At 53.6% G+C, this 23,422-nt stretch carries 23 protein-coding genes and 1 pseudogene; 18 read left to right on the top strand and 6 right to left on the bottom strand.

What is annotated here, in order from left to right; genetic code table 11:
• The first annotated feature begins 176 nt into the window (after positions 1 to 176).
• The gene (locus tag GN111_RS17100) at positions 177 to 1,019 is read left to right on the top strand and encodes a restriction endonuclease (RefSeq protein ID WP_155304908.1); all 843 of its coding nucleotides are present in this window, start codon (positions 177 to 179) and stop codon (positions 1,017 to 1,019) included.
• A gap of 428 nt (positions 1,020 to 1,447) precedes the next feature.
• Here GN111_RS17100 and GN111_RS17105 read toward each other — a convergent pair whose 3' ends face one another.
• Entirely contained in the window at positions 1,448 to 2,830 is a 1,383-nt protein-coding gene (locus GN111_RS17105; RefSeq protein ID WP_155304909.1) for an IS4 family transposase, read from the bottom strand.
• 242 nt (positions 2,831 to 3,072) lie between these two features.
• Between GN111_RS17105 and GN111_RS17110 the strand changes: the two genes are divergently transcribed.
• The 15 genes and pseudogenes from GN111_RS17110 to GN111_RS17175 all read left to right on the top strand — a co-directional run bounded on the left by GN111_RS17110 (position 3,073) and on the right by GN111_RS17175 (position 12,758).
• Entirely contained in the window at positions 3,073 to 3,255 is a 183-nt protein-coding gene (locus GN111_RS17110; protein ID WP_155304910.1) for a hypothetical protein, read from the top strand.
• Between the two features lie 132 nt (positions 3,256 to 3,387).
• Complete coding sequence (locus tag GN111_RS17115) at positions 3,388 to 3,705, top strand: hypothetical protein (protein WP_176603294.1); 318 nt, start codon at positions 3,388 to 3,390, stop codon at positions 3,703 to 3,705.
• Entirely contained in the window at positions 3,702 to 4,058 is a 357-nt protein-coding gene (locus tag GN111_RS17120; protein ID WP_155304911.1) for a GrlR family regulatory protein, read from the top strand. The genes GN111_RS17115 and GN111_RS17120 overlap by 4 nt, the downstream gene beginning before the upstream one ends.
• Before the next feature lie 248 nt (positions 4,059 to 4,306).
• Entirely contained in the window at positions 4,307 to 4,783 is a 477-nt protein-coding gene (locus tag GN111_RS17125; RefSeq protein WP_155304912.1) for a flavodoxin family protein, read from the top strand.
• A 61-nt stretch (positions 4,784 to 4,844) separates the two neighbouring features.
• Positions 4,845 to 4,943: a DUF805 domain-containing protein gene (locus GN111_RS34600; RefSeq protein ID WP_435050934.1), complete on the top strand. Its 99-nt coding sequence runs from the start codon at positions 4,845 to 4,847 to the stop codon at positions 4,941 to 4,943.
• Positions 4,944 to 5,356: 413 nt separating this feature from the next.
• On the top strand, positions 5,357 to 5,695 hold the full coding sequence (locus tag GN111_RS17130; protein ID WP_155304913.1) for a hypothetical protein: 339 nt from the start codon (positions 5,357 to 5,359) through the stop codon (positions 5,693 to 5,695).
• A gap of 524 nt (positions 5,696 to 6,219) precedes the next feature.
• On the top strand, positions 6,220 to 7,314 hold the full coding sequence (locus tag GN111_RS17135) for an adenylate/guanylate cyclase domain-containing protein (protein ID WP_155304914.1): 1,095 nt from the start codon (positions 6,220 to 6,222) through the stop codon (positions 7,312 to 7,314).
• The gene (locus tag GN111_RS17140; protein WP_155304915.1) at positions 7,311 to 7,931 is read left to right on the top strand and encodes a hypothetical protein; all 621 of its coding nucleotides are present in this window, start codon (positions 7,311 to 7,313) and stop codon (positions 7,929 to 7,931) included. Before GN111_RS17135 ends, GN111_RS17140 begins: the two co-directional genes overlap by 4 nt.
• 105 nt (positions 7,932 to 8,036) lie before the next feature.
• Positions 8,037 to 8,282 (top strand): putative signal transducing protein, encoded by a 246-nt coding sequence (locus tag GN111_RS17145; protein WP_155304916.1) that lies wholly within the window; start codon positions 8,037 to 8,039, stop codon positions 8,280 to 8,282.
• Between the two features lie 24 nt (positions 8,283 to 8,306).
• Entirely contained in the window at positions 8,307 to 8,981 is a 675-nt protein-coding gene (locus tag GN111_RS17150) for a VOC family protein (protein WP_155304917.1), read from the top strand.
• Positions 8,982 to 9,126: 145 nt separating this feature from the next.
• Positions 9,127 to 9,711 (top strand): O-methyltransferase, encoded by a 585-nt coding sequence (locus GN111_RS17155; protein WP_155304918.1) that lies wholly within the window; start codon positions 9,127 to 9,129, stop codon positions 9,709 to 9,711.
• Complete coding sequence (locus tag GN111_RS17160) at positions 9,705 to 10,193, top strand: GNAT family N-acetyltransferase (protein WP_155304919.1); 489 nt, start codon at positions 9,705 to 9,707, stop codon at positions 10,191 to 10,193. Before GN111_RS17155 ends, GN111_RS17160 begins: the two co-directional genes overlap by 7 nt.
• Before the next feature lie 268 nt (positions 10,194 to 10,461).
• Entirely contained in the window at positions 10,462 to 10,662 is a 201-nt protein-coding gene (locus tag GN111_RS17165) for a DUF4019 domain-containing protein (protein ID WP_155304920.1), read from the top strand.
• Positions 10,663 to 10,677: 15 nt separating this feature from the next.
• A pseudogene (locus GN111_RS17170) lies at positions 10,678 to 10,881 on the top strand (DUF4019 domain-containing protein); the annotation flags it as partial.
• A gap of 239 nt (positions 10,882 to 11,120) precedes the next feature.
• On the top strand, positions 11,121 to 12,758 hold the full coding sequence (locus GN111_RS17175; protein WP_170302344.1) for a response regulator: 1,638 nt from the start codon (positions 11,121 to 11,123) through the stop codon (positions 12,756 to 12,758).
• Between the two features lie 18 nt (positions 12,759 to 12,776).
• On the opposite strand, the gene GN111_RS17180 is transcribed toward GN111_RS17175, so the two are convergent.
• Positions 12,777 to 13,754, bottom strand: coding sequence for a MerR family transcriptional regulator (locus GN111_RS17180; protein ID WP_170302345.1), 978 nt, complete (start codon positions 13,752 to 13,754; stop codon positions 12,777 to 12,779).
• Between the two features lie 94 nt (positions 13,755 to 13,848).
• Between GN111_RS17180 and lon the strand changes: the two genes are divergently transcribed.
• Positions 13,849 to 16,365: an endopeptidase La gene (gene lon, locus GN111_RS17185; RefSeq protein ID WP_155304924.1), complete on the top strand. Its 2,517-nt coding sequence runs from the start codon at positions 13,849 to 13,851 to the stop codon at positions 16,363 to 16,365.
• Between the two features lie 123 nt (positions 16,366 to 16,488).
• Entirely contained in the window at positions 16,489 to 17,580 is a 1,092-nt protein-coding gene (locus tag GN111_RS17190) for a S1C family serine protease (protein WP_170302346.1), read from the top strand.
• A 14-nt stretch (positions 17,581 to 17,594) separates the two neighbouring features.
• Here GN111_RS17190 and GN111_RS17195 read toward each other — a convergent pair whose 3' ends face one another.
• Genes GN111_RS17195 through GN111_RS17210 form a run of 4 tightly spaced genes read right to left on the bottom strand, consistent with a single transcriptional unit; the run spans position 17,595 to position 23,326 of the window.
• Complete coding sequence (locus GN111_RS17195) at positions 17,595 to 18,821, bottom strand: cation:proton antiporter (protein ID WP_155304926.1); 1,227 nt, start codon at positions 18,819 to 18,821, stop codon at positions 17,595 to 17,597.
• 55 nt (positions 18,822 to 18,876) lie between these two features.
• Positions 18,877 to 20,013 (bottom strand): lipocalin-like domain-containing protein, encoded by a 1,137-nt coding sequence (locus tag GN111_RS17200; protein ID WP_155304927.1) that lies wholly within the window; start codon positions 20,011 to 20,013, stop codon positions 18,877 to 18,879.
• Positions 20,013 to 22,616, bottom strand: coding sequence for an ABC transporter permease (locus GN111_RS17205; protein WP_155304928.1), 2,604 nt, complete (start codon positions 22,614 to 22,616; stop codon positions 20,013 to 20,015). The genes GN111_RS17200 and GN111_RS17205 overlap by 1 nt, the downstream gene beginning before the upstream one ends.
• Positions 22,616 to 23,326 (bottom strand): ABC transporter ATP-binding protein, encoded by a 711-nt coding sequence (locus GN111_RS17210; protein ID WP_155304929.1) that lies wholly within the window; start codon positions 23,324 to 23,326, stop codon positions 22,616 to 22,618. The genes GN111_RS17205 and GN111_RS17210 overlap by 1 nt, the downstream gene beginning before the upstream one ends.
• Positions 23,327 to 23,422: the final 96 nt, after the last annotated feature.

Consider the following 23,422-nt stretch of genomic DNA (forward strand, 5'->3'; position numbering starts at 1 on the left):
TAATAGTCAAATTATTAGAAGCCCAATTGGGCTCCTAATCCGGCATATGGTGGAATTAGAAGGCTAATTGGGCTTCTAATCCGATTTCGTCTGCAAAATGGTCGTATTATAAGGCGACTATTAGGTCGTCTAAAAACTAGGTTATCTGTCGCGAAAATACGGAGGTTGTTACTGAAATGAGTGAAAAGGTAGATAGCCCGGCACAAAGGGGTTTCAAATTCGAACGAGAAGTCGCCTCCATTTATAGAGCATTAGGTGCTGAAGTAGTTCATGACGTTGCTATTGCGGGTAACCAGATTGATGTTTTGGCGCATGAGCGTACTACAGCCGGAACACTTATTCGGACAGCGATTGAGTGCAAAGCATATTCTTCACAAGTTGGAATAGAAGTGGTTCGATCTTTTGCAGCGTTGGCAAACCTCTTGAAATCTAGAGGATTAATTGAACGCGCTGCAATTGTATCCCTAAATGGCTATACTCGAAATTCCAGAGAAGCTGCTGCGGAATTTGGAGTTGATCTGATAGAAATAGATGATCTTAGAAAAAAAATTGAAAAACAACCTGAACTTCTAATAAAAGCTAAAGAAGAAATATCCGTACAAGATCATATATCTGACGTCGAGATAAAACCAAAGCGTCTTTTCGTTGTCATGCCTTTTGCGCCGGAGTTTAACGATATATATATCCTCGGAATAAGAGAAGTTGCAGAGAATTTAGGTTTCGTTGTTGAAAGAGCAGATGAAATAGAACATATCGAACCAATAGTTGACGTAATACAAGAAAAGATCCGTTCTTGCGACGCCATAATTGCTGACACGACAGGACGTAATCCTAATGTGTTCTACGAAGTTGGGTACGCAAATGGTGTGAATTGCCCAGCGGTCCTGATATGCAGAGAGGGTGACGATATTCCTTTTGACCTTGCTGGTGTGAACTTTATCAAATACGGAAGTATTGTTAATTTGAGAGAGCGTTTGGACAAACGATTAAGAGCAATTTTTGATGTGGATCAGCCCTAAAACCTGACCAGATAACATCGCATTCAAGATTGACGTGCAGGGTCGGGCGGCCTTAGTCTTTTAAACATTTGGGGTTTTTTAGCGGCCGTGGGTGTTTGGATTTTTAATTACCCTGCACGCAACTTAATTAAGTGTTAGAGCCATATAATCATTAATCGAATATAGGAGAGAATGATGGCCAAAGGAAATAAAGGAAAGGGATCATCCGGAGGCTCCACCGGTAACACAGGAACGAAAGGCGGTGGCACCGGTAATACTGGAACAAGATCTGGAGATAATAGTGGCAATAAAGGAAAATAATAAATGAAAAACCAAGAAGTATGGGAATCCTACAATTTTTATACAAGCGAGGTGACAAAACATTCTAGGTATTTAGGCTTCGCTGGGATTGCTATTTGTTGGTTTTTTCGAACAACTGAAATAACATTCTAAAGTTTCGCAGTAACCCATCGACTTTGTTCAGCGATGAGATCTTCTATGATATCAATAAAATGAAAAAGTAAATCAGGTTCGATACGGTACGAAAGTATATCGCTTGACTTAAAAATTAGTTCTTTGACACGGTCCCAGACGGCACGGCTGAACATCCACAATGACTGATCGTCCGACGTTTGCCGAAACAGCGGACCAACGCAGGCGTTCAGCCCGTGTTTTATCTGGATGTAGACCAATAGCAGATACCGAATCATAACCAGGCTCTGGCTGGCAATCAAAGCGTCAAACGTATTGCTTTGCTCTTTTCCCATGTAAAGCATCTGCTTGGCATCTTTAAAGTATACTTCGATGGACCAACGGCGGGCGTAATAGTCAAGAATCCGGGATGGCTCCAGCTCGGTATCGGTGCAAAGCAGAGCCTGCCACTGTTTGCGACCATCGGAAACGAACAGTACCCGAACCGAGCCGGTCTTTTTCAACGTGACATTGAGGCATACGCCCTTAATCGTGCGATCCTTGATCCAGACAGTCTGTTTCTTGGCGACCTGCTGCCATAGTTGTTTGAGCGTATATGCGCCGCCTTGATAACCGTATTTGACCCGGTTGCGCTTTAATCGGCAGATGACGCCATAACCGACATCAACGATGCGACGGATAATATCGTCGTGGGCAAACCAGCTGTCGAACAAGACGAAGCTGGCATCGAGGCCCGACTTCCAGGCTCTGTCGAGCATCTGAACCAGAACGTCGGTTTTTTTACTCAGCGTTTCCTTGCGTCGTTTCCAGCCGTTGGTACGCTTGTCGATATTCCGCATATCAGTGTTGGGCCGGTGACTGGATGTATGAAAGGCACCATCGATAGGGAAAAAATGCAACCCGTCATGAAAGCCCAATTGCAGATACTGATTGCCAAGAATGGAACGCCTGACTTTGTGATCGAAATGATAGCTGACCAATTCGATCTCTTTGCCCGATTTGGGACAGATGGAGTCATCGGCGATCAATACTTTTTCTTTCAATGGGACATTCTTACGCATGGCTATGATCTTTGATGCCAACATCTGGACCAGCTTTCTCCAATTGAAGTGTTCATTGTTCAAGAACCGGTAGAACGTGTCTTTATGGGCCTGGACGTAGTTTTGTATATAGCCGCCATTACAGAAACTGTTGAGGCTTCGCTTGAGAAAAGGCAGTAGTACGAAAACAAATATGAGCGAGAGTGTTTCATAACCTCTTTTTTTGGTGATGTTGCTTTGTCGGGCCAATGAACGGAACTTGAGTTCGGTGAACGCACGATTGAGTTCATGGTCGTCAATGATCCGGCCCGAATCAGATTGTTTTTGCAAGGAGAGGGAAAATGTATTAGGGTAATTCATAGCGGTTCTTTCTTTAGTGATATTAGGTGTTTGGCGATGTCTAATATACTAAACTCAGAGCCGCTTTTCAATTATTTTCCTAATATTTTCAACTTATTATCCCTCTAAAATATCCAAAAATTAGCTGCGAAACTTCAGTAACATTTCCAAACTTTATACTTTCCGCTCTGATTTTGCTTGTGATCTATTTTATATCAGACTTGGCTCAATACTATGTTTCCGCAATGAGGTTAAGGGAATGGATGCAAAAAGAGGAAGAAAAAAAAGAAAAAGAAACAGGTTCTCTTGAAGGTGACTATTGGCCACCTAAAAGGTTAGATATGCCAGCGTTCTTTCTCTTTAAAATAAAACTGTTTTTTCTTTTAGTTGGGTTTCTATGTATTGGTTTGGAATTGCTTTCAAAAATTTCAAATAATTTGCTCTAACATCACGCTGGTGTATACCGGGAAAAGTTGTGGGGTTTTCAAAATCAGTAGTTGGCAAGACTTCAGGGGAGGCATTATCGTGCGTTGTCGTTTCCCGGCCGCACAACTCAGCGTTAGGATTTGAGGAGGCACATGGAAGAATTTTCTCTAAAGTTAGAGGGGCCGATCTTTCAAGAAGGTGTTCCGATTCATATTGCGATAAAAGCTTGGGATAATTTTCAGTCGATAATAGATAGATCATACCTCGTCGCAACTGATTCTTTGAGAATTGGGACCAAAGAGCGTGAAAAATATTACCTGCGCGCCTCAACTTTTGAGCATTCATCTTTCCTTACTAACTTTGAAATTTTTTTAGCGGGTACGCAATTAGCCCTTCCCTTTATCAGTACGCTTGGGCCTCAAAATTTATGGGTATATCTATTTTTCAAGATCAGCACATTCGATAATTGAAATCATCTTTAATGGAAAACGGCATTTATCATCTGAGGCTGTATTCCGGGGACGGCGAAGAGAGTGGCGTGGTCGTGATCACCGGCGGGTCTGTCAACGGCGGCAGCGGAACCTACCTGTACCAGGGGCGGCTGTCGTTGGAATGGACGACCCTGTCCGGTTCAATCGTAATCCGGAAGTGGAATCTGGAGGCCCCGGCGCTCCTCGGACCCTTCAAAGAAGTCACTTTAGCGGTGGAAGGGCAGGTAGGGCCGGGAGAACGGTCCTTTTCTTTCATCGGGCGCTTTGCTGGCCACCACGTTATCCGCATTGAGGCAAAAGGCTTTTATCTGGCGCCGCTTGCGGGACCATAGAGAGAAGAACAATAGGGTGAAATGGGAAGAGAAAGTTACAACCTTAATTTTCTCGATATACAGATTTATTTTTCAGCACCTGTATTTGAATGTTTCCATTGTTTAGATACTGAGAGACGTCCCTTAACTTCCCTGCCGCTGATTAAATCGTTTGAGGGCGCCTGAAAATAGGAGTGTAAGAACGAAGATCGCACCATGAACTTAGGGCATTTTCTGTTCTTATTACTGCCTCACCGGAGGTCTATCACATGTCAAACACACTCGTCGTTTATTATTCACTGACCGGCCACACCCGGCAGATAGCTGAAGCCATAACCGCTGCGCATGACGCCGATCTTGAAGCCATTGAAGATACCTTTAACCGGGACACAGGTTTGGGACGCCCTCGCTCAGCAATTGAAGGTCTTTTGGGCCTGCGCAGTAGTATCACACCGCCCAAGCATGATCCCAGCGAATACGATTTGGTTGTGGTGGGTACGCCCGTCTGGGCCGCCCGACTATCCTCGCCGGTGCGTGCGTATTTGAGCCAACAGCGCGCCTCGCTCGAGCGCGTAGCGTTTTTCAGCACGCAGGGCGGCATTGGTGGGAAGTGGGCATTGCAAAACATGGCCACGGTTTGCGGTCAGTGGCCCATCGCGCGTATGATCATCTCGGAGAGCCAATTGAATACTCCGGTTGCCGAAGAGAAGGTCGCACAGTTTGTGAGCGAAATCGGCAAGGGCTGAATCAGACAAAATGGGGCAGGAAAAGCGCACATTTTCCCACAATGTCACTGGAAGTTGAACCATTTGGAGGTGGCATGATCGGGACAAATCGGGCTTATGGATTCTTATCAAGATTGTTCCAATAATTGGGCTGCTATGGGCCAGATCCGTTGCAATCTGATCCGGGTGGTTTCAATGATTCGACTGAAAGTGGAAAATCGGGGACGACCTTAATTATCTCAATATATAGATTTCTTTTCCAGCACCTGTATTTGACCGGTTCCATCGTTTAGACACTGAGAGACGTCTTTAGATCCCAAGGACCATATTTTCAATGGAGCCGTTATGACGATGTTTTTAGATTCCAAAAAACCCATAGCAACCTGTGAATCAGTTTCTTGCGAGGCCTGCACCGTCAACAGGAGTCTTCACTGCCATTTCAGCCTGAAAGATTGGGTGCATTTGCGGTATAAAATTATTTTTGAATTAAGCTTTCGATAGGTTATAAAAAATTTGGAAAATCCTGCATATTCTTGATATTGATGAAATCTTCTCACTAATAATTTTTATTTTCAATATAGAGTTAGAACTATTATGGCAAAAAATCAATTTTATGGATATTGGAGAATAGTAGAAATGGAAATGTGGGACAAAGAATTTATAGACGCTGAAGTCCCAGGATACATCGAATTCAATGCGCATGAAATGGGCCTGTTCCAATTCGGCTACGTCCGCGGGTCAATGGATTGTCGGTTTTCCAAGAAGGATAATAAAGATTTTGTAGAATTTTCTTGGGAAGGAAACGATGAGATGGATCCTGCTTTAGGGAGAGGATTCGCATCAATTGAAGTGGATGTTTTAATTGGCCGTTTGTTTATTCATGAAGGTGATGATTCTGAATTCAAAGCGATAAGAAAGAAGAATAAAAATTAACCACCCAATTCACCGGATGCAAAAGGCCGTGTCATTTTCCCTGGATATTAGTTTTTCGCCTTCTGAAATTTCTGCATAGCTTTGTGGAAGCCTTTTGGTCTGGACTGGGGTCGCACCAAATCAACCCATTGAAACAAAGGGATAAATGGTTAAAAAAATACCTTCAAAAGTGCCTTAAACGACCACTTTTTGGGGAAAAATACCCATTCTAAAGGAATATGGGCGAGGGCAATCACTTATCAACTTTATCCCAGGATTTATCAGACATATCACCCATCGTCGCCATGAGAGAGATTTCCTATGAAATTTGGGCCTGAAACGGGGTCGCACCAAATTAACCCGTTGATATAAAAGCTCAAAAGGTAAAAAAGATGCCTTTAAAAGCCCTTTAAACGGCTACTTTTGGGGGCAAAATAGCCATTTTGAGGAAATATTAGCGAGGGCCCGCGCTTATCAACACCTGATCGCAGGATAATCAGCCCCTCGGCGCGTGTTGACAAAAATGGATTGCACATACAGTGGTGATGAAAACGAAAAAAAGATTCGTTCTGTGGGATAGCATCATTATCCTGGTTCTGTTTGCGATTTCCGTCTACCTGTTTTACCTGGCGGCGGCATGGGGCATCTCGGACTATCTTGCAGACAACGCCTATAGAGACTATGTGACGGGTCCGGGCGTTCATTGGGAGAACCTGATTCTCAGTTTGAGCTTCGGCCTGCTCCTTGCCGTCGTAAACGCCTGGAGCGACACCCCCCGAGTGAGAAGGCTTCCCGTTGGGAGCATCATTGTTTTAAAAAGCCTTTTGTACCTCCTGAGTTTTGCGTTCGCGTGCACCTGCGTGATGCTTGTATTTCGTCTGTTCCTTTTCTCTCCCGAAGAACTGGCTTCGATCATCGGTTCGACCACTCCAAAATTCCTGATTTCGGCCTCCCTGTGGCTCACGATGTGTATTCTGATGATCAATTTCATCATGGAAGTGAGAAGAAAGGTCGGCCCGGGGAATTTGTCCGCCCTTTTTACCGGCTACTACCGGCATCCCCGCATGCAGGACCGGATCTTCCTTTTTCTGGACCTTAAGGCGTCTACCACCATTGCCGAGCGGCTCGGCCCCGAAAAATACAGCCGTTTCCTGCGCCAGTGCTACTACGACCTTAATGAGGTTGTCCTTGATTACAGGGCTCAGATCTACCAGTTCGTGGGCGATGAGGTCGTCCTCTCGTGGAAAAATCAAGTCCGTGATACCCCATTGCAATCCTTGCGTGCCTTCTTTGACTTCAAGGAGAAATTGTCGAGCAGAAAGGCCTTGTACGAAAAAAAGTATGGGGTCGTGCCGCTTTTCCGGGGAGGAATCGATGCAGGCGTGGTGACAGCAACGGAGGTCGGTGACATCAAACGTGAAATCGCCTATCACGGCGACCCGCTAAACACGGCCGCCCGTCTACTCGAGCTTTCAAAGACCTACGGAGACAGGCTTGTTATTTCTGGGAAAATGAAAGACGAGATTTCGAACGCGGCGGAATTCATATTCGACTATCAGGGAGAAATACAACCCAGAGGTAAAACCGAGAAGGTGGCAATATATACCGTAAGGAATGATAAATTGGGGTCGTTATCATGATGTTTCTGGACTCCAAAAAGCCCATAGCAACCTGTGGATCGGATTCTTGTGACGACTGCTCCGTCAGTAATGATCTTCACTGCCATTTCAGCCTGAAAGATTGGATCCATTTCCTTATCATTGCATTTCCTCCTTTTCTGCTTGGCGGTGCTGGAATCTATCATGTAAACGGCTGGCTGCTGATCCCCTGGATAATCTTCGATATTGCGTTTTTTGGATTTATTGAAATTCGTGTGATGTGCTCCCACTGCCCTCACTATGCCGAATCGTTGACATCTTTAAAATGCTGGGCAAATTACGGGTCTCCCAAATTATGGAAATATCGGCCCGGCCCCATGACAATTGCTGAAAAAATTGCTTTTTTTGGCGGCTTTGTTATTGTCTGGGGATATCCTCCGGTCTTTCTAATTCTCAGCAGGCAGCTATTTTTCCTGATTGTCTACTCTATGACAACCATCGGCTTCTTTATGACCTTGATCAATTTCATGTGTTCACAATGTATGAATTTTGCCTGCCCGCTTAATCATGTTGATGAGAATGTGCGCGATCAATTTTTTACAAAAAATCCTATTGTTGCAGAAGCCTGGGGGAAAAGCGAAAAGAGGACAAAACATTGATTCGTGACTATAATACAGAGTGACAGGCAGTTGGATGGGATGCACCGGAAAATCTCCTGCGCCCCTGTCTGTCAGCCATCCATTAAAAGTAAGGGGAAATACACCTTGAAAACCTTGATGAAGCCTGAAAACCAAGCGGAAGCAAATGTAATCAAATCTGTTTTGGAGGAACATGGAATCATTGCAGAAATAAAATCGTTTCACGATACTGCCTATGATGGCCTTTTCCAGGCTCAATATGGTTGGGGCCAGATTCTTGTTCACGATTCAGACTTTACCGAAGCGCAAAGAATCGTTGAAGAGTGGCGGAATTCAACGCCTGAAGAGCTGCCTTGGAACAAGGAAGCTTGACCTGAATTTTGCGTGAAAATAATTATGCAAACCCGGATCGATCATCTCGTCATCGGAGCCAGGACGCTCGCAGAAGGCGTCAATTATGTGAAAGATCTCCTGGGCGTCGATATTCCCTATGGCGGTGTGCATCCCAAGATGGGCACCCATAACCACCTGATGCAGCTTGGCGACGATGCTTTTCTTGAAATCATCGCTGTGAATCATAACAGCGAACCGCCAGACCGTCCGAGATGGTTCGGCCTGGATGATGGCTTTATCCGGCAGCGGATCGAACAGCAGCCGTCCTTGCTGACATGGGTGGTGAATACGCAGAGCATCGAGGAACTGATGCGGCAATCGACATTTTCACTTGGGAAAGCGGAGTTGGTCAGCCGCGGGAATTTAAACTGGTATTTCGGGCTTCCTGACGATGGCAGGCTCCTGGCCGGGGGGATGCTGCCCTATGCGATCGAATGGCAGACAGACGAGCATCCGTCCGCAAACATGGCGGATCTCGGCTGTCGCCTTTCCGGTTTGGAAATTTATCACTCCTATCCACAATGGCTGCAGTCTGCGCTGTCGTCCATTGGCGCATCAGATCTTGTCAAGATCCATGCGCTGCCCAAAAATGCAGTCCCGTATATGACCGCTCTTATCAATACCCCCGACGGAATCAAGGAACTGTCCAGTTTCCCATCCTTTAAAAAAATATCATAGCGGACAAGACGCTGCCTCCGGTGTTAAACAAACCTGTCATGGAGATTGTATGCAACAAAATGAATTTATTTTTAAAGATGGGTCAATTATAAAGCTGACGGATATCAGCTGAGAGTTAGCATTTAACCAGAGGCTGTTGACGAACATGGAATTACAAAACGTATTGAATGAACTTGAAAAGGCAGGGGCTGAAAACGATATCACCCAAACGGACAAATCAAAAAAATACCTCAATATCACCAGGGACACCGGGGAGTTCTTTACGGTTCTCGTAAAATCGACAAAAGCCAAAAACATCCTGGAAATCGGAACTTCCAACGGGTATTCGACCCTCTGGTTAGCCTCCGCTTTGCCCGAAAACGGCACCGTTACCACCATCGAAATTTCCGAGCAGAAGTCCAACGAAGCTAAAACAAACTTTGGAAGAACGAACCTGCTTGAAAGGATTCGGCTTCTGATCGGAAATGCCTCTACTCTCCTCAACGAGTTGGGGGAAGAATTCGACATCATTTTTCTTGATGCGGACAGATCCTTGTACACCTCTTTCATCCCCCATATTCTGAGGCTTTTAAAGCAGGGCGGAATGATGATATGTGACAATGCTGTTTCTCACGAAGAAGAGCTTAAAGAATTTATGGAATTCTTCATCAACCGTTCCGAATACACGACCTGCCTTGTACCGGTAGGAAAAGGGGAATTCATTGCCTGCAAAGGAAACCTACCGTGCTGATTCGCGAAGCAACAAAATCGGACTTTGAAAAGATTTGGCCCATCTTCCATGAAATTGCATCCGCCGGCGAAACATATGCGTACCCCCGCGATGTGACGAAGAAAGACGGAGAAAAACTATGGATGGAAAAGCCTCGCAAAACCTTCGTGGCGGAGGGTGAAGAAGGCATATTGGGAACGTACTACATCAAAACCAACCACGCCGGCCCCGGCAGCCATGTCTGCAACTGCGGCTATATGGTCCCGCCCACTTCCCGCGGCAAAGGCGTGGCGACGGCCATGTGCGAACACTCCCAGCAAGTGGCACGCGAACTTGGATACGAAGCCATGCAGTTCAATTTCGTCGCGTCGACCAACGAAGGTGCCGTTCGGCTGTGGCAAAAGCTGGGGTTTGAAATCGTCGGCCGGCTGCCAAAAGCATTCAAGCACCCTTTGAAAGGCAACGTCGATGCGTTTGTAATGTATAAGTGGCTGAAAACCTAGTGCCCATCCAGAAATGGCCAATTTGCCCGATATCTTTGTTGCGCGAAAAATTTTATCCTCGAAATATCAACCATATGACTGCGGTAAAATTTTTCGTGCGCCTCGATCTCGACCAAATTTTCCTATTTCTGAATGCGCACTAACCTACCCTCTTTATGGTCGCCGGTGAACGCATTGGTTGCCAGGCTTTGATATGCTCGGCAAAAACAATGATCTGGCATCCGGTTCCCGTCCGTCAGCAACCGATTGGTAGCAAAGGAAGGACTTTTTGAAACGAATATTCTGCTTCATCGTTATCTGGCTTATTCTTGGTGCAGCCATTGCCATGGCCAATGAAACCGAAAAGCAACAATCAGCCGTCGCATCGGCAGAAAGATGGCTCACCATCGTTGACAACGGCAACTATTCGGAGAGTTTGCAGGAACCGTCCGAATTCTTCAGGCAAGCGGTCAAACAGGAACGGTGGTAACAGGCGGTTCGGTCCGTACGCAAGCCCCTTGGCGAACTCGTTTCAAGGAAATTGAAGAGCTCATCCTATACCGCCTCCCTGCCCGGAGCACCCGACGGCGAATATGCCGTCATTCAATTTGAAAGCTTGTTCGAAAAGAAGAAATCCGGAATCGAAACCGTTACGCCGATGATGGACAAGGATGGGATGTGGCGGGCATCCGGATACACCATCAAGTAAACCAACCCGCGTTAATCTGCGGGGATCTGACCCCCAATAGAAAATTCCGACCGCGTTTCCCATTTATCCAAAAAGATTGACACCTGAATCTTGCATGGAAATCGAATAGAAGAGATGGCTGCTATAGATTTTACCGGTTAAGTATTGCCCTACGCGGCAAAAGCGACCATACTCTTCAGGTATACTATTCAATTTACACTTTGTTCCAATTTCCACGCAAAATTCAGGTGATAATGCCAATGTGGCGACAAGATCATCAGACACAAAGGAAAATTCTGGACACGCTCATCGAGCATGTTGTCTATCACGATATGAAGATGCGTGTGCTTTGGGCCAATCGGGCGGCCTGCCAGTCTGTCGAGCTGGACCTTGATCAGGTCATCGGTAAGCACTGCTATGAAATCTGGGCAAACCGGTCGACCCCCTGTAATAATTGCCCGGTAAACCGCTCCCGCGAGACCGGAAAGCCGCAATCCCAGGAAACCCATACACCGGATGGCCGCTGCTGGCATGTCAGCGCTTCCCCCGTTTTTGACAGCGATGGCCAAATCATTGGCATGGTTGAACTTACTCTGGATATCACCGACCGCGTCCGGGCGGTGGAAATGTGCCGGGAAATTCAAAACAAGCAGGAACAAGTGATCAAAGATCGGACGCGGGATTTGCTGCGGTTAAATGCGCAACTGCGGCAGGAAATCGAAGATCGCAAAAATACGGAGACGGCCCTTCGGAAACAAAAAGACTCCATCCGGCAACTGGCGCTGGAACTGTCCCATGCCGAGAATCGCGAACGGCAGCGCCTTTCCGGGATCCTGCACGATGATCTGCAGCAGATGCTGGCCTACCTGAAAATTCAGCTGACGACCCGGTTTTCCGACAACGGTCAACATGAAAAAATTGACGACCTGAATGCGCTCATCGAGGATTGCATCGACCGGTGTCGCAATCTTGCCCATGAGATGAACCCGACTGTTTTGAAAAAAAGAAATTTTAATGCGGCCCTGGAATGGCTATGTCGACAAATGGAGAAACGGCACGGCCTGACCGTTACTCTCGACACGGCCGCTGAACTTTCCATTACTTCTTCCGTTTTATCCTCCATGTTGATCCGCTCCGTCCGTGAATTGCTGTTCAATGTCGTCAAGCATTCGGATGCAACCTGCGCTGCCGTCAGAGCAAGCGCCGATCAGGACTGGATTTCGATCGCCATCGAGGATACCGGAAAAGGTTGCGACCTGGACGTGCTGAAAAACAAACAAAACACAGGATATGTGTTTGGACTGTTCAATATTGAGGACCGCATCAAGTTTTTAGGCGGGCGCGTTGAGATTGAAAGCCGACCGGGTCAGGGATTCGGAGTCACGCTATATGTTCCGAGAAATCTCTCCCTGGATTCAAGCAGGATGCAAGAGATGCCATTGGAGGACATCGCAACGGAATCAAAGCCGGAGAAATCCGTCAATGCTGCCGTAAGCGATGAAGAAGGTGCCTCAATCAGCGTATTGATCGCCGATGATCACGCATTGATCCGTGAAGGCCTGTCCAAATTGCTGCAGGAGCAAACCGGGATCGCGGTGACAGGTACTGCCGCAGATGGTGCTGCGGCCGTAGAACTGGCAGGAATGCTGAACCCTGATGTGATTCTTATGGATATCAGTATGCCGCAATTAGACGGCATCAAAGCCACGAGCCGAATCCTCAGGCAACTGCCGGACGCAAAGATCATTGGCCTGACCATTCATCAAGATCCGGAAATCCAACAGGCCATGCTGGATGCCGGGGCCTGCCGCTGCTTGTCAAAAACGGGCTCGCCACAAGAACTGATCAACAGCATTCGGCAGGCAGTTGGCGGCGGGGAGGCCTGCCGCCGGGATTGACAGCAGCCGCATCGGTTTTCATTGATCGCCTTTACCCAATCTCCACTCCACTCCCCCCAGCCGTTCCAGGTTCTTCCGAAATTCATCCAAATCCCGCGCCACAATCATTCCGCAGCGCAGTTTGCGGATAGGAACGATATCGATGCCGGGGCCGCCCACAAAGATGGGCAGTCTGCTTCCCACCAGGCGGCGCAATTTTCTCAGCTCCGGCGCCAGTCGATTGTCCTTGACCCGGTGGCAGAGGCTCAGCGCCAAAGCCCGGGCATTCAATTGCCGGGCTGTATAAGCAAGCTCCTCGGCCGGCAGATTCGGCCCGAAATAGACGGCCCGCCAGCCGGACTCCGAGGCGGCCACGGCCGCTGCCAGCGCCCCGAATTCATGCCAGTGGCCGACCGGCGTGGCCACCACGATTCGGGGAGCCTCCTGCGAAACGTCGGCATTTCTCAGCATATCCCATAAAAGTGAACGGACCACGACCGATGCCAGATGCTCGCCGACGATCTTCATCTTACCGTTGCGCCACAGGTCGCCGATTTTCTCGAAAATGGGCAGGACCACACCCTGCAAAAAGGCCTGGCGGGGCATCTCCACGGCCGCATCGTTGAGCACGGTTTCAAGGGAGGCGGCATCCAGCCGGTTGATGTGGGACAGCGCCACTTCCAACACCTGACCGGAATCAAGATGCGGGGCTGGCGGCAAAATAGCGGCATCCCGGGAAACGCCTCTGGCAAGGTCCGCTTCACCGGCTTTGTTGAGCAGTCGTGCGAGATCTTCCTCGCTCAGGCTCGCCACGGTGGAAATCGGATGGCCCTGATCCACGGCCCGCTTCAGCAGGCGAAGCCGTTCGATGTCGCTGTCCGTAAAACACCGGCGCTGGTTGCTCGACCGCCGGGGGCAGACCGCCTGGTAGCGTGCCTCCCAGCTCCGGATCAGATAGGGTTTCAGCCCGGTCCGGTGGGCCACATATTTAATGGTGTATGTGGGTGCCTTTGCCATATCAAAAAACATAAAAAAAGCAATTGCCATTGTCAATATTATGTTTAACATTTGTTTAACATAAATTGAAAATCAAACCGGTAGAGGTGAACCGATGAATACAGATTTCGACGAAGCCAACAGCAAACACAGGGAACCCTCGGGTGCTTCGACAACGGAAGCCCGTGAGGTTATTCCCATCTTGCCGATCCGCAACATGGTTGCCTTTCCCCAGATGAGCGCCCCTTTTATGATCTCTTTTAACGTCGCATCGGTGATCGACGAAGCCATGAAAGCCGATGGGATCGTGGGGCTGCTGACCGTGAAGGACCCCGAGGTGGATTACCCGGTGCCGGGCCAGTTGTACGAGGTGGGCACCATCGCCAAGATCCTGCATGCCAAGAAAAACGAAGAAGGGGTGATGGTCGCACTTCTCAACGGCATCAGCCGCTTTAAGGTCGACACCTGGCAGGCGGACGGTCAACTGTTGAAGGCCAGCGTGGTGCAGGCCCCGGAGGTCGTCGAGTCGGGCGTTGCCTTCGAGGCCCTGGAGCGCCAGTTGCGGGAAGCGGTGACGGAGGTGCTGGCCATGATGCCCAACGCGCCGAAAGAGGCCGCGGAAACGGTCGCCCGCATCGAGGATCCGCTTCAACTGTCCTATGTAACGGCCTTCAACATGGCGATGAAAACCGAGGCGCGCCAGGCGGTGCTCGAGGCCGACAGCGTGTCCGAGAAGTTCCGACTGCTGCTCTCCCACCTGGCCCGCGAAAAAGAGGTGCTCGACATCGGCAAGAAGATCAAGTCCGAAGTGCAGGAGAAGATGAGCAAGTCCCAGCGCGACTATTTTCTGCGGCAGCAGCTCAAGGCCATCCAGGAAGAGTTGGGTGAGAACGAAGAACCCCCGTCGGAATCCGATGAGTATGAAGAGAAGATCGAACAGTCCATGATGCCCGACGAAGCCCGCAAAGAGGCAAAGCGGGAGCTTTCGCGCCTGCAGCACATGTCTCCGCAGTCGGCCGAATATCCGATCATCAAGACCTACCTGGACTGGTTGATCGATCTTCCCTGGGAAGAGCAGAGCGAGGATCACGGCGATATCCCCACTGCGCGGCGCATCCTGGACGAGGACCATTACGGCCTGGAAGAAGTCAAGGAGCGGCTGATCGAATACATTGCGGTTCGCCGCCTGATCCAGGACCGGGGAACCCGGGAAAACCGGGGAAAAACAGACAGCGCGCCCGAAGCCAGGACCGCCATGGGCGTGATTCTCTGCCTGGTCGGCCCTCCGGGTGTCGGCAAGACCAGTCTGGGCCGCAGCGTGGCCCGGGCCCTGGGCCGTGAGTTCACCCGCATGAGTCTGGGCGGCGTCCGGGACGAGGCCGAGATCCGCGGCCATCGCCGGACCTACATCGGCGCCATGCCGGGACGGATCATTCAGTCCATCAAACGTGCGGGCACCCGCAATCCGGTCTTCATGCTCGACGAGATCGACAAGGTCGGCCAGGACTGGCGCGGCGATCCCAGCAGTGCCCTGCTGGAAGTGCTGGACCCGGCCCAAAACAGCGCCTTTCGCGATCATTACCTGGATGTGGACTTCGACCTGAGCGAGGTGATTTTCATCGCCACGGCCAACCAGATGGACACCATCCCCGGTCCGCTGAAGGACCGCATGGAAGTCATTCAGATAGACGGCTACACCGACCTGGAGAAACTGCAGATCGCCAAGGGGCACCTGATTCCCCGGCAGCTCGACGCCCACAGCCTGCAAACCGACGAGGTGACGTTCATGGACGATGCTGTTTTGAAGATCGTTCACGACTATACCCGCGAGGCCGGGGTGCGCAATCTCGAAAGGCACATCGCCGCCATCTGCCGCAAGGGGATCGTATCCCTGAATGAAAAGGGGTGGGAGCATGTGGTGGTGACCGAGGCCATGGTGCGCGACTACCTGAAAAAAGAGCGCTTCGAAGCCGAACGCTCAGAGGCCTTTACCACTCCGGGAATTGCCACCGGACTGGCCGTCACCCCGGTGGGCGGAGATATTCTGTACATCGAAGCCTCCCGCATGCCGGGCAAGGGGCGCCTGTCCTTGACCGGTCAGTTGGGAGACGTGATGAAGGAGAGTGCGGAGATCGCGCTGAGCTACGTGCGCACCCAATCCGCATCGCTGGGCATCGACCCGGAGGTTTTCGAACAGTCCGATGTCCATCTGCACGTTCCTGCCGGAGCCCTTCCCAAGGACGGCCCTTCGGCGGGGGTGGCCATGGTGATGACCCTGGCCAGCCTGTTCAGCGGCAAACCGGTTCGCAGCGATGTGGGCATCACCGGCGAGATCACCCTGCGCGGCCGGGTGCTTCCGGTCGGCGGCATTAAAATGAAGGCCCTGGCAGCCCACCGCGCCGGCCTGAAAACCGTGATTCTTCCCAAGCGCAACGAATCCGACATCGAGGAACTGCCCGACGAGGTGCGCGACGCGATGTCCTTTGTCACCGTGGACCGCATCGACGAGGCCATTGCCGAGGCTTTCACAAACCCGCCTGCCGGTGGTATGGTTGTGGATGGATGCGAGCCGGAAACGGATCTGGAAATCGGCGATGCGGGCGACGTCGAAGCGGTGCCGCTGACCTGTTGATACGCCGATGGCGAAAAATGGGGGCACGGCGCGCCGTGCCCCTCCTAGACCCGTGTTCGCGGAAACGGCTTTTCCGGTAATCGTTTCAGATCTTATCAATCCTGAATGCAAAAAAGGAAAATCATGCGACCGATCAATCGATCCACCCTTGTGGGCCTTGTTTTGATCGTGGTGGCGGCGGGTCTTTTCTACTGGAACCGATCCGTCGAAGAAACGGACCGTATTGCGCAGCACACTCGCGAGATTACGCCTCGGGGCAGCCTGGCGGACATCGAAAAAACGACCATCTCCATTTTCAATGCCGCTGCGCCATCGGTGGTGTACATCTTCACCGAAAATGCGGTTTCCGGATTTTTCGGGACCCGTCAGGTCCGGCAGGGGGCCGGATCAGGCTTTCTCTGGGACGACAGCGGCCATGTGGTGACCAATTACCACGTCGTCGAGGGCGCCCGTCGGATCCAGGCGCGGCTGGACAACGGCGAAGCCATCGAAGCTACCTATGTCGGCGGCACGCCGGATTACGATCTGGCGGTGATCCGGCTGCGCCGCCCCCCTGGCGACATTCAGCCGATTCCCGTGGGAACGTCCGCCAACCTGCAGGTGGGCCAGAGCGTTCTGGCCATCGGCAACCCTTTTGGCCTCTCGCGCACCCTGACCACCGGGGTGATCAGCGCCCTCGATCGGAGGCTGCCCACAGCCACCGGCCGCGAAGTGTCGGGTGTCATCCAGACCGACGCGGCCATCAATCCAGGCAACTCCGGCGGCCCGCTGATCGATTCCAGCGGACGATTGATCGGGGTCAACACCGCCATCATCTCAGGGTCGGGCAGTTCGGCCGGAATCGGTTTTTCCGTGCCGGTGGACGTGGTCAACAAGGTCGTCCCGCAACTGATCGCCAAGGGCAAATACCCCCGGCCGGGAATCGGAATTGTCGTTCTGGATGACCAGGCCGCAGCAAGCCTGGGTGTGGTCGGTGTGGTTATCGATCGGGTCATGCCCGGCTCGGCGGCCGACCGCGCTGGCCTGGAGGGCATCGACTACCGCCGACGCATCCTGGGTGATGTCATCGTCGCGGTGGGAGCCCAACCCGTGGCCAACATGGAAGATTTCGTCCGGAACCTGCAGGAGGCCAAAATCGGCCAGTCCATCGACCTGCAGGTGCGGCGCGGCGATGCCCTGCGGGAGGTGGCGGTTACCGTCATGGACATCTCCTAGCGCCTGGCTTAATGTCACTCCAACGAATCCGATGGCGGCCATTTTCTCAAAAGCCATCGAATGACAATGGGGAAAAGGATGCAGGTTCCCGCGGTAACCACAACCATCGCCGCGAAAACCGGATAGGGAACGACGGATTCGCCCATTCCATACCCCTGCTGAACGATCACCATCGCGATTTCGGCCCTCGGAACCATACTGACGGCAAGCAGTGTAGAACTTTTCCAGCCCCCCTTGCAGCGGGCGGGGATGAGGGTCCCAAAAATTTTACCCACGATGGCGGCAACCATCAGAATAACGCCAAGCCCTAACGCACTTCTCACCATGTCCGGGTCGATCCCCAATCCAAGATGAATGAAGAAAAAGGGAATAAACAGCTCATATACGGATTCAATGCAGGTTTCCATCTTGACCGCGTCCGTGTCACGGCTGAAGATAAGCCCGGCAAAGAAAGCGCCGATGGCCACTGAAAAACCGAGCAATCCGGCCGTAGCGGCGATCATGAATCCAATACCGATGATAGTGACCATAAGGTCCGGCCCGGCTTCCAACTTTTTCAGGAACTCGGTAAACGGCTGTTCCAGATAACGGGAAAAGATGACGCACAGGATGCCGAAAGCGGTCAATTTCAGCAGGAACCATAAAAAGGCCCTGGCCAGGGTTGCCATTTTTGGAAAAGACGCGGTCTCCATCAAGACCGGCACGATGGCGAAAAGAAGGGCCATCAGTACGATGGCCGAAATATCGTCGAGTTCGGCGACATCGATCAACAATTCTCCGGTGGGCGTTCGGATGGCGTCCGCTTCCTGCCACACGGCAACAGGGATGCTCACACTCGTAGCGGTAAAGGCTACCCCCACAACCAGACTGGGGATCATGGCCAATCCGAGCAGGTAGTAGCAAACGACATAGCCGAATATACCGCTGAGAAGGGTATTCCCAAGCCAGATCAGACGGGCCTGTCTGAGCTGTCGTAGAAGTCCCGCAAGATTGCTTTCCAACCCGACACGGAAAAGCAGGCAGATTATGCCGATATTCGCCAGAAAGGCGATGACCTGATTGGTTTGCGAGGATAAAAACGGATAACGGGAATCCAGCAGGCGAATGAGAAAACCGATTCCGATGAAGCCTACCACATTGGAAAGGTAAATTTTTTGAAGAACCGATTGGGTCAATAAAGCGACAGCGATAAGTCCTCCGGCAAGGAGTATGGACAAAAGAATGGATTGCTCCGCCTCCATGATCGGTTCCTTTCCGGTCGGCAGGCTGTTACCCCGGCATTGCAAACGATGGGGTTTACATGGGAGCGTCGAAAGGCTCGGCGTAACCGGTCAGCTCGACGTAGCCCAGGCCCTCGATGGCCTTCTGCCCGCGGGTTCCTCTGGCCCGGACACTGCCCTCCCAGTAAACCACGCCGGTGCTGTGCGGGGTGCGCATCTCCTGATCTTCGAGGCCGGCCGTCAGGGCAAGATCCAGTTCCAAGGAAGGAATTTGCAGCCGCCACTGTATCGGATAGCGCGCCCCGCTGTGGGGGCTGGTCCAGTAGGCCAACGGGGTAGCCTGAAGATCACCGGCCTGCAGGTGCCGTGCGTCCCCCGAAGGCAATACGAAGGTCCCGCTGGAGGCTGGATTCACGGTTCCGTCCGGCTGGCGCAGCAGGAAAAGCATCACCTCGGTCCGGTCAGACAGCTGCAGACTGAACCAGTCCCATCCGACGATGCCCGGCTGCAGCGGGGCCGTGCTGAACTCGTGGTCCATCCAGGCCGAGCCCTTCACCCTGCGGCGGGTTCCTTCCACGGTCAGTTCTCCCTGAGCCTGCAGACGGGTAAACGAGTAGTAGCAGCTGGCCCGCTCGGGGGACTGCCCCTTGCGGCTGTACCCCTCTTCACCGTGGGCCACGGGCGGCTTGGCCGCAGTCAGGTCCAGGGCCAGGCCGAAGTCGTCGGCCCTGGCCGCCAGCCGATGGCTGTCCAGCCGGATCACCGCCTGCCAATCATAGACCGTGATGGTTACGGCCGCATCGGTCTGTTCGGCGCCAGCCAGGGAGAGCACCGGGCGGGCCATGCGCTCGGCCTGCAGATGGCGGCCGGCGTGGATATCGGATACCGCGGCATGGGCCAGATAGATCTGGTCGCTGCGCCAGGCCGATGCCGGTTGGGGCCAGTCCCGGCGCTGGTCCGGCGAGCGCAGGCCGCTGCGGAAGAAAGTGAGCTGAAAGCCGAAGCGATGATTCTCTTCGTCGGTCAGGTTGCCGGTGTAGTACCACCATTCAGTCCGATAGGCCGGATGGGGCCCGTGGTCGTCGGGAAAAGAGAAGTTGCAGGGGCCGGTAACCGGAACGAATCCCTGTTCCGCCGTGCCGGCCGGGCCGGCGGCAAGGACGACCAGCAGCAGGAACCAGAAAAGAAGACTGCGATGGTGAGAAATCCCCATCAGTCCCTTGTCCCCCCCCGAAGCAGGCTGGCCGGTGAGGCGCTCAGGGCCAGCTTGACCGCCGGCAGCGCCGCCACCAGGGCGGCGGCGAAAATCAGCGGCAGGGCCGTGAGCAGAGACGGCCAGTCCACCCGATAGAGAAATGTCCAGCCGAAGGATTGCCGGTTGACCACGAATATCAGCAGGGTCGAGAGAATGAACCCGCACGCCCAGCCGCCGGCCTGACCGGCCAGCACGATCAGGCCGGCCTCCCAGGCGATCATCCGGCGAAGCTGGGCCGCACTGCCGCCCACGGCACGGATGGTGTTGATCTGCACCCGGCGCTGGAGAACCAGCACCGCCAGTGTGGTGGCGATGCCCAGGGCCGCGACCACCAAGGCGATCAGCAGCAAAACGGTGGTGATGGCAAAGGTTTCATCGAAAATGCGCAGGATGGTTCGCCGCAGGCTCTGCCCTTCTATAATCTCAATGGTCTCGCCGCAGCAGTCGATCAGCGCAGATCGAACCCGGTCTATGGCTGCGTCTAGATTTGGACCACGCCGGTTGAAATTGATCTGCACCCCGCTCCAGGAAGCGTCGCCAAAACGCTGCTGATAGTGTTCCAGGGAGTAATAGACCACCCCGCCGCGGGTGCGGTAGTCCCGGAAAAGGCCCAGGATCGGCTCGTCGAAGTGCTGCTCGCCTATTTGCACCCGGTAGCGGTTGCCGGTCCGAAGGCCGGTCTTGTTGGAAAAGACCTCGGAAACCACCACCCCTTTGCCGGCGATCAGGTCGGCCTCGATCCGCCCGGCATTGCCCCCCATCCAGACGAAGCGGCTGCGGCGCCTGAAGGCTGCGTAATCCATGGCTTCGAAAAAATGCAGATGGCCATTGACGCGCAGTTCCTGGCAATGAATGGGGACCCGATCGATGCTCGCGGGCAGGTTTTTGACCGCGGCCACGACCCGGGGCGGCAAGGGGTCGCGGAAACGGTTGAGTTCGGCCAGTTTGGGCCGCAGATAGATGTCGCCGGCCACGCTCTGCTGCGCCCAAAGGGCCACGGTGCTACGAAAGCTGTGAATCATGACCACCAGGGCGATGAACAGGGCCACGGCCGTGATCAGGGCCCCGACGGAAACGGCGGTCTGCACGCCGCTCTCCCTGAGGTAGCCGGCCGCCAGAAAGGCCGGCTGCCCGCCCCTGCGCAGCAGCCAGGGGGCCAGCCACCTTCCGGTCTGCCGCAGCAGCAACGGCGACAACAACGCGAAACCGATGAACAGCAGCAGCGCGGCCAGATAGCCGGGCAGGGAAACGGCGGGCGGACTGGGCAGCCGGGCCACAGGATAGACCAGTGCCAGCAAGACGACGCCGACGACGGCCAGCCGGCTGATCCGCTGCGGCCGGATGGTTGCGGTGGGAACGATGTCCATGGCTTCGCGGGGTCCCACGCCCATGGCCTCACGTGCCGGCTGCAGGGCGGCCAGGACCGCCACCAGCAGGGTCACTCCGAAAGAAAGCATGATTTCCCAGGCACTCAGGACCAGGCTATCCACCTGCACCCGCACAAAGAGCATGGATACGGTGCGGCTGACTCCGGTCAGCAGATAGTTGACCAGCAGACTGCTGATCGGCAGGGCCAGCAGCCATCCGGTAATGCCGAAAAAGGCCCCCTCGCCCACGAACAGGCCGAAAATGACGGCCCGTGATGCGCCTGTGGCGCGCATCACGGCCAGTTCCCCCCGGCGGGCGGCGGCGTTGAGGGCCACCAGGCTGTAGACCAGGAACATACCGACAAACAGGGAAATGAAGCTTAAAAAGGTCAGGCTGAGTTCATAGGCGCGGATCATGCTGCGGCCGCTCTGGCTGCGCGCCGATGGCGGTCGCAGCACCACGCCGGGTGGCAGCAGACGTTGCAGGGATATAGCGGCCGGGTCCGAAGCGGGATCCACGAGTTTCACGTCGATGCGGTCGGCCTGGCCGAAGAGTCCGCTGAACTCCTGGAAGGTGGCGATATCGCAAATGGCGATACGGCCGCCTTCCACCAGGGCCAGCCCCTGCGCCTCAAATTCGGACAGAATGGTGAAAGGCGCCGTCCGGCTGGCATGGACCAGGTTGACGGTCCGGCCGGGTTGCCAGTCGAGCAGGTCACCCAGCTTGGCGGTGATCATCAGGCTGCCCGGCCGGGTCATCAGCAAAGCCCAGTCAGGGGCCTGGCGCCGCGCGGAAGCGGGCAACCTCCAAGGGCGCAGTTCCCGGTCCAGGATCGGGTCGATGCCGATCAACAGGAAAGGCGTTTCCCGTTCGACCGGCCGCACGTAGGCGGACAGGACCGGAGAGGCGGTTCGAACGACCGGATGGCGCATCAGGTCGGCCACCAGGCTGTCGGGGACCCTGCCGCCGGGACGGACCAAGGTCAGATCAGCATTGCCGGCGATGCGGTCCATGCTGTGGGAAAAGGAGTCCAGGGTGGCATGCACGGCCAGGCGAACGCTGGTGAACACCGCAGCGCCCAGGGCGATACCCAGCAGCACGGCCAGCGTCCGGGCCCAGTGGCTGCCCAGGTGCCGCAGGCTGAACCAGCGAAACAGACGCAGGCCGCCCACCGCCTTTGCCCCGGCACCCATCAGGCCACCACCCGGCCGTCGCGCAGCTTCAGCGTCAAGGTGGCGTAAGGATCGGCCAGATCGCTGTGGGTGGCCACCACGATGGTCCGTTTGAATCGGCGATTCAAATCGGCCAGCAGGGCCATGACCCGGCCGGCGTTCCGGGAGTCCAGGTTGCCGGTGGGCTCGTCGGCCAGGACGATGGCCGGATCGTTGATCAGGGCCCGGGCAATGGCGGTGCGCTGCATTTCCCCCCCGGAGAGCTGGCGCGGCCGGTGGTTCCGGCGCGGGTGCATTCCCAGCCACTTGAGCAGTTCTGCGGCCCGCGAACGGACCGGCGTCAGGGCCCGGCCGGCAAGCAGGGCCGGCAGGCAGACATTTTCCAGCACGGTCAGGGTGGGCAGCAGGTTGAAGGACTGGAAAACGATGCCCACCGCCCGGCGCCGGAAATCAGTCAGGTCGGCCTGTCTGCAGCCGTCCAGATCATGTCCGGCCACGATCAGCGTGCCGGCAGTGGGTTGGTCCAGCCCGGCCAGCAGGGAGAGCAGGGTGCTTTTGCCCGATCCGCTCTCCCCTTTGATGACCACCATCTCACCGTCTGGAATCGACAGATCAATGCTGTCGATGCCAGTCACCTGCATCGATCCGATCGGGTATATGCGGGTCAGCTTGCAGGCGTAGACTGCCGTCGAGAAAGTGCGGGTGGACCGTTCGGGGGACTGAGGTTTCATCGGTCGTATGGAGTCCTTAACGTCTTTTTCGGGCGGGTTCGATTGTCAGGATCACTTTGAGTTCGAAACTCGGGCATCCCCATCGAATTAAATGCT

The organism is Desulfosarcina widdelii, from assembly GCF_009688965.1.
Taxonomy (GTDB): Bacteria; Desulfobacterota; Desulfobacteria; order Desulfobacterales; family Desulfosarcinaceae; genus Desulfosarcina; species Desulfosarcina widdelii.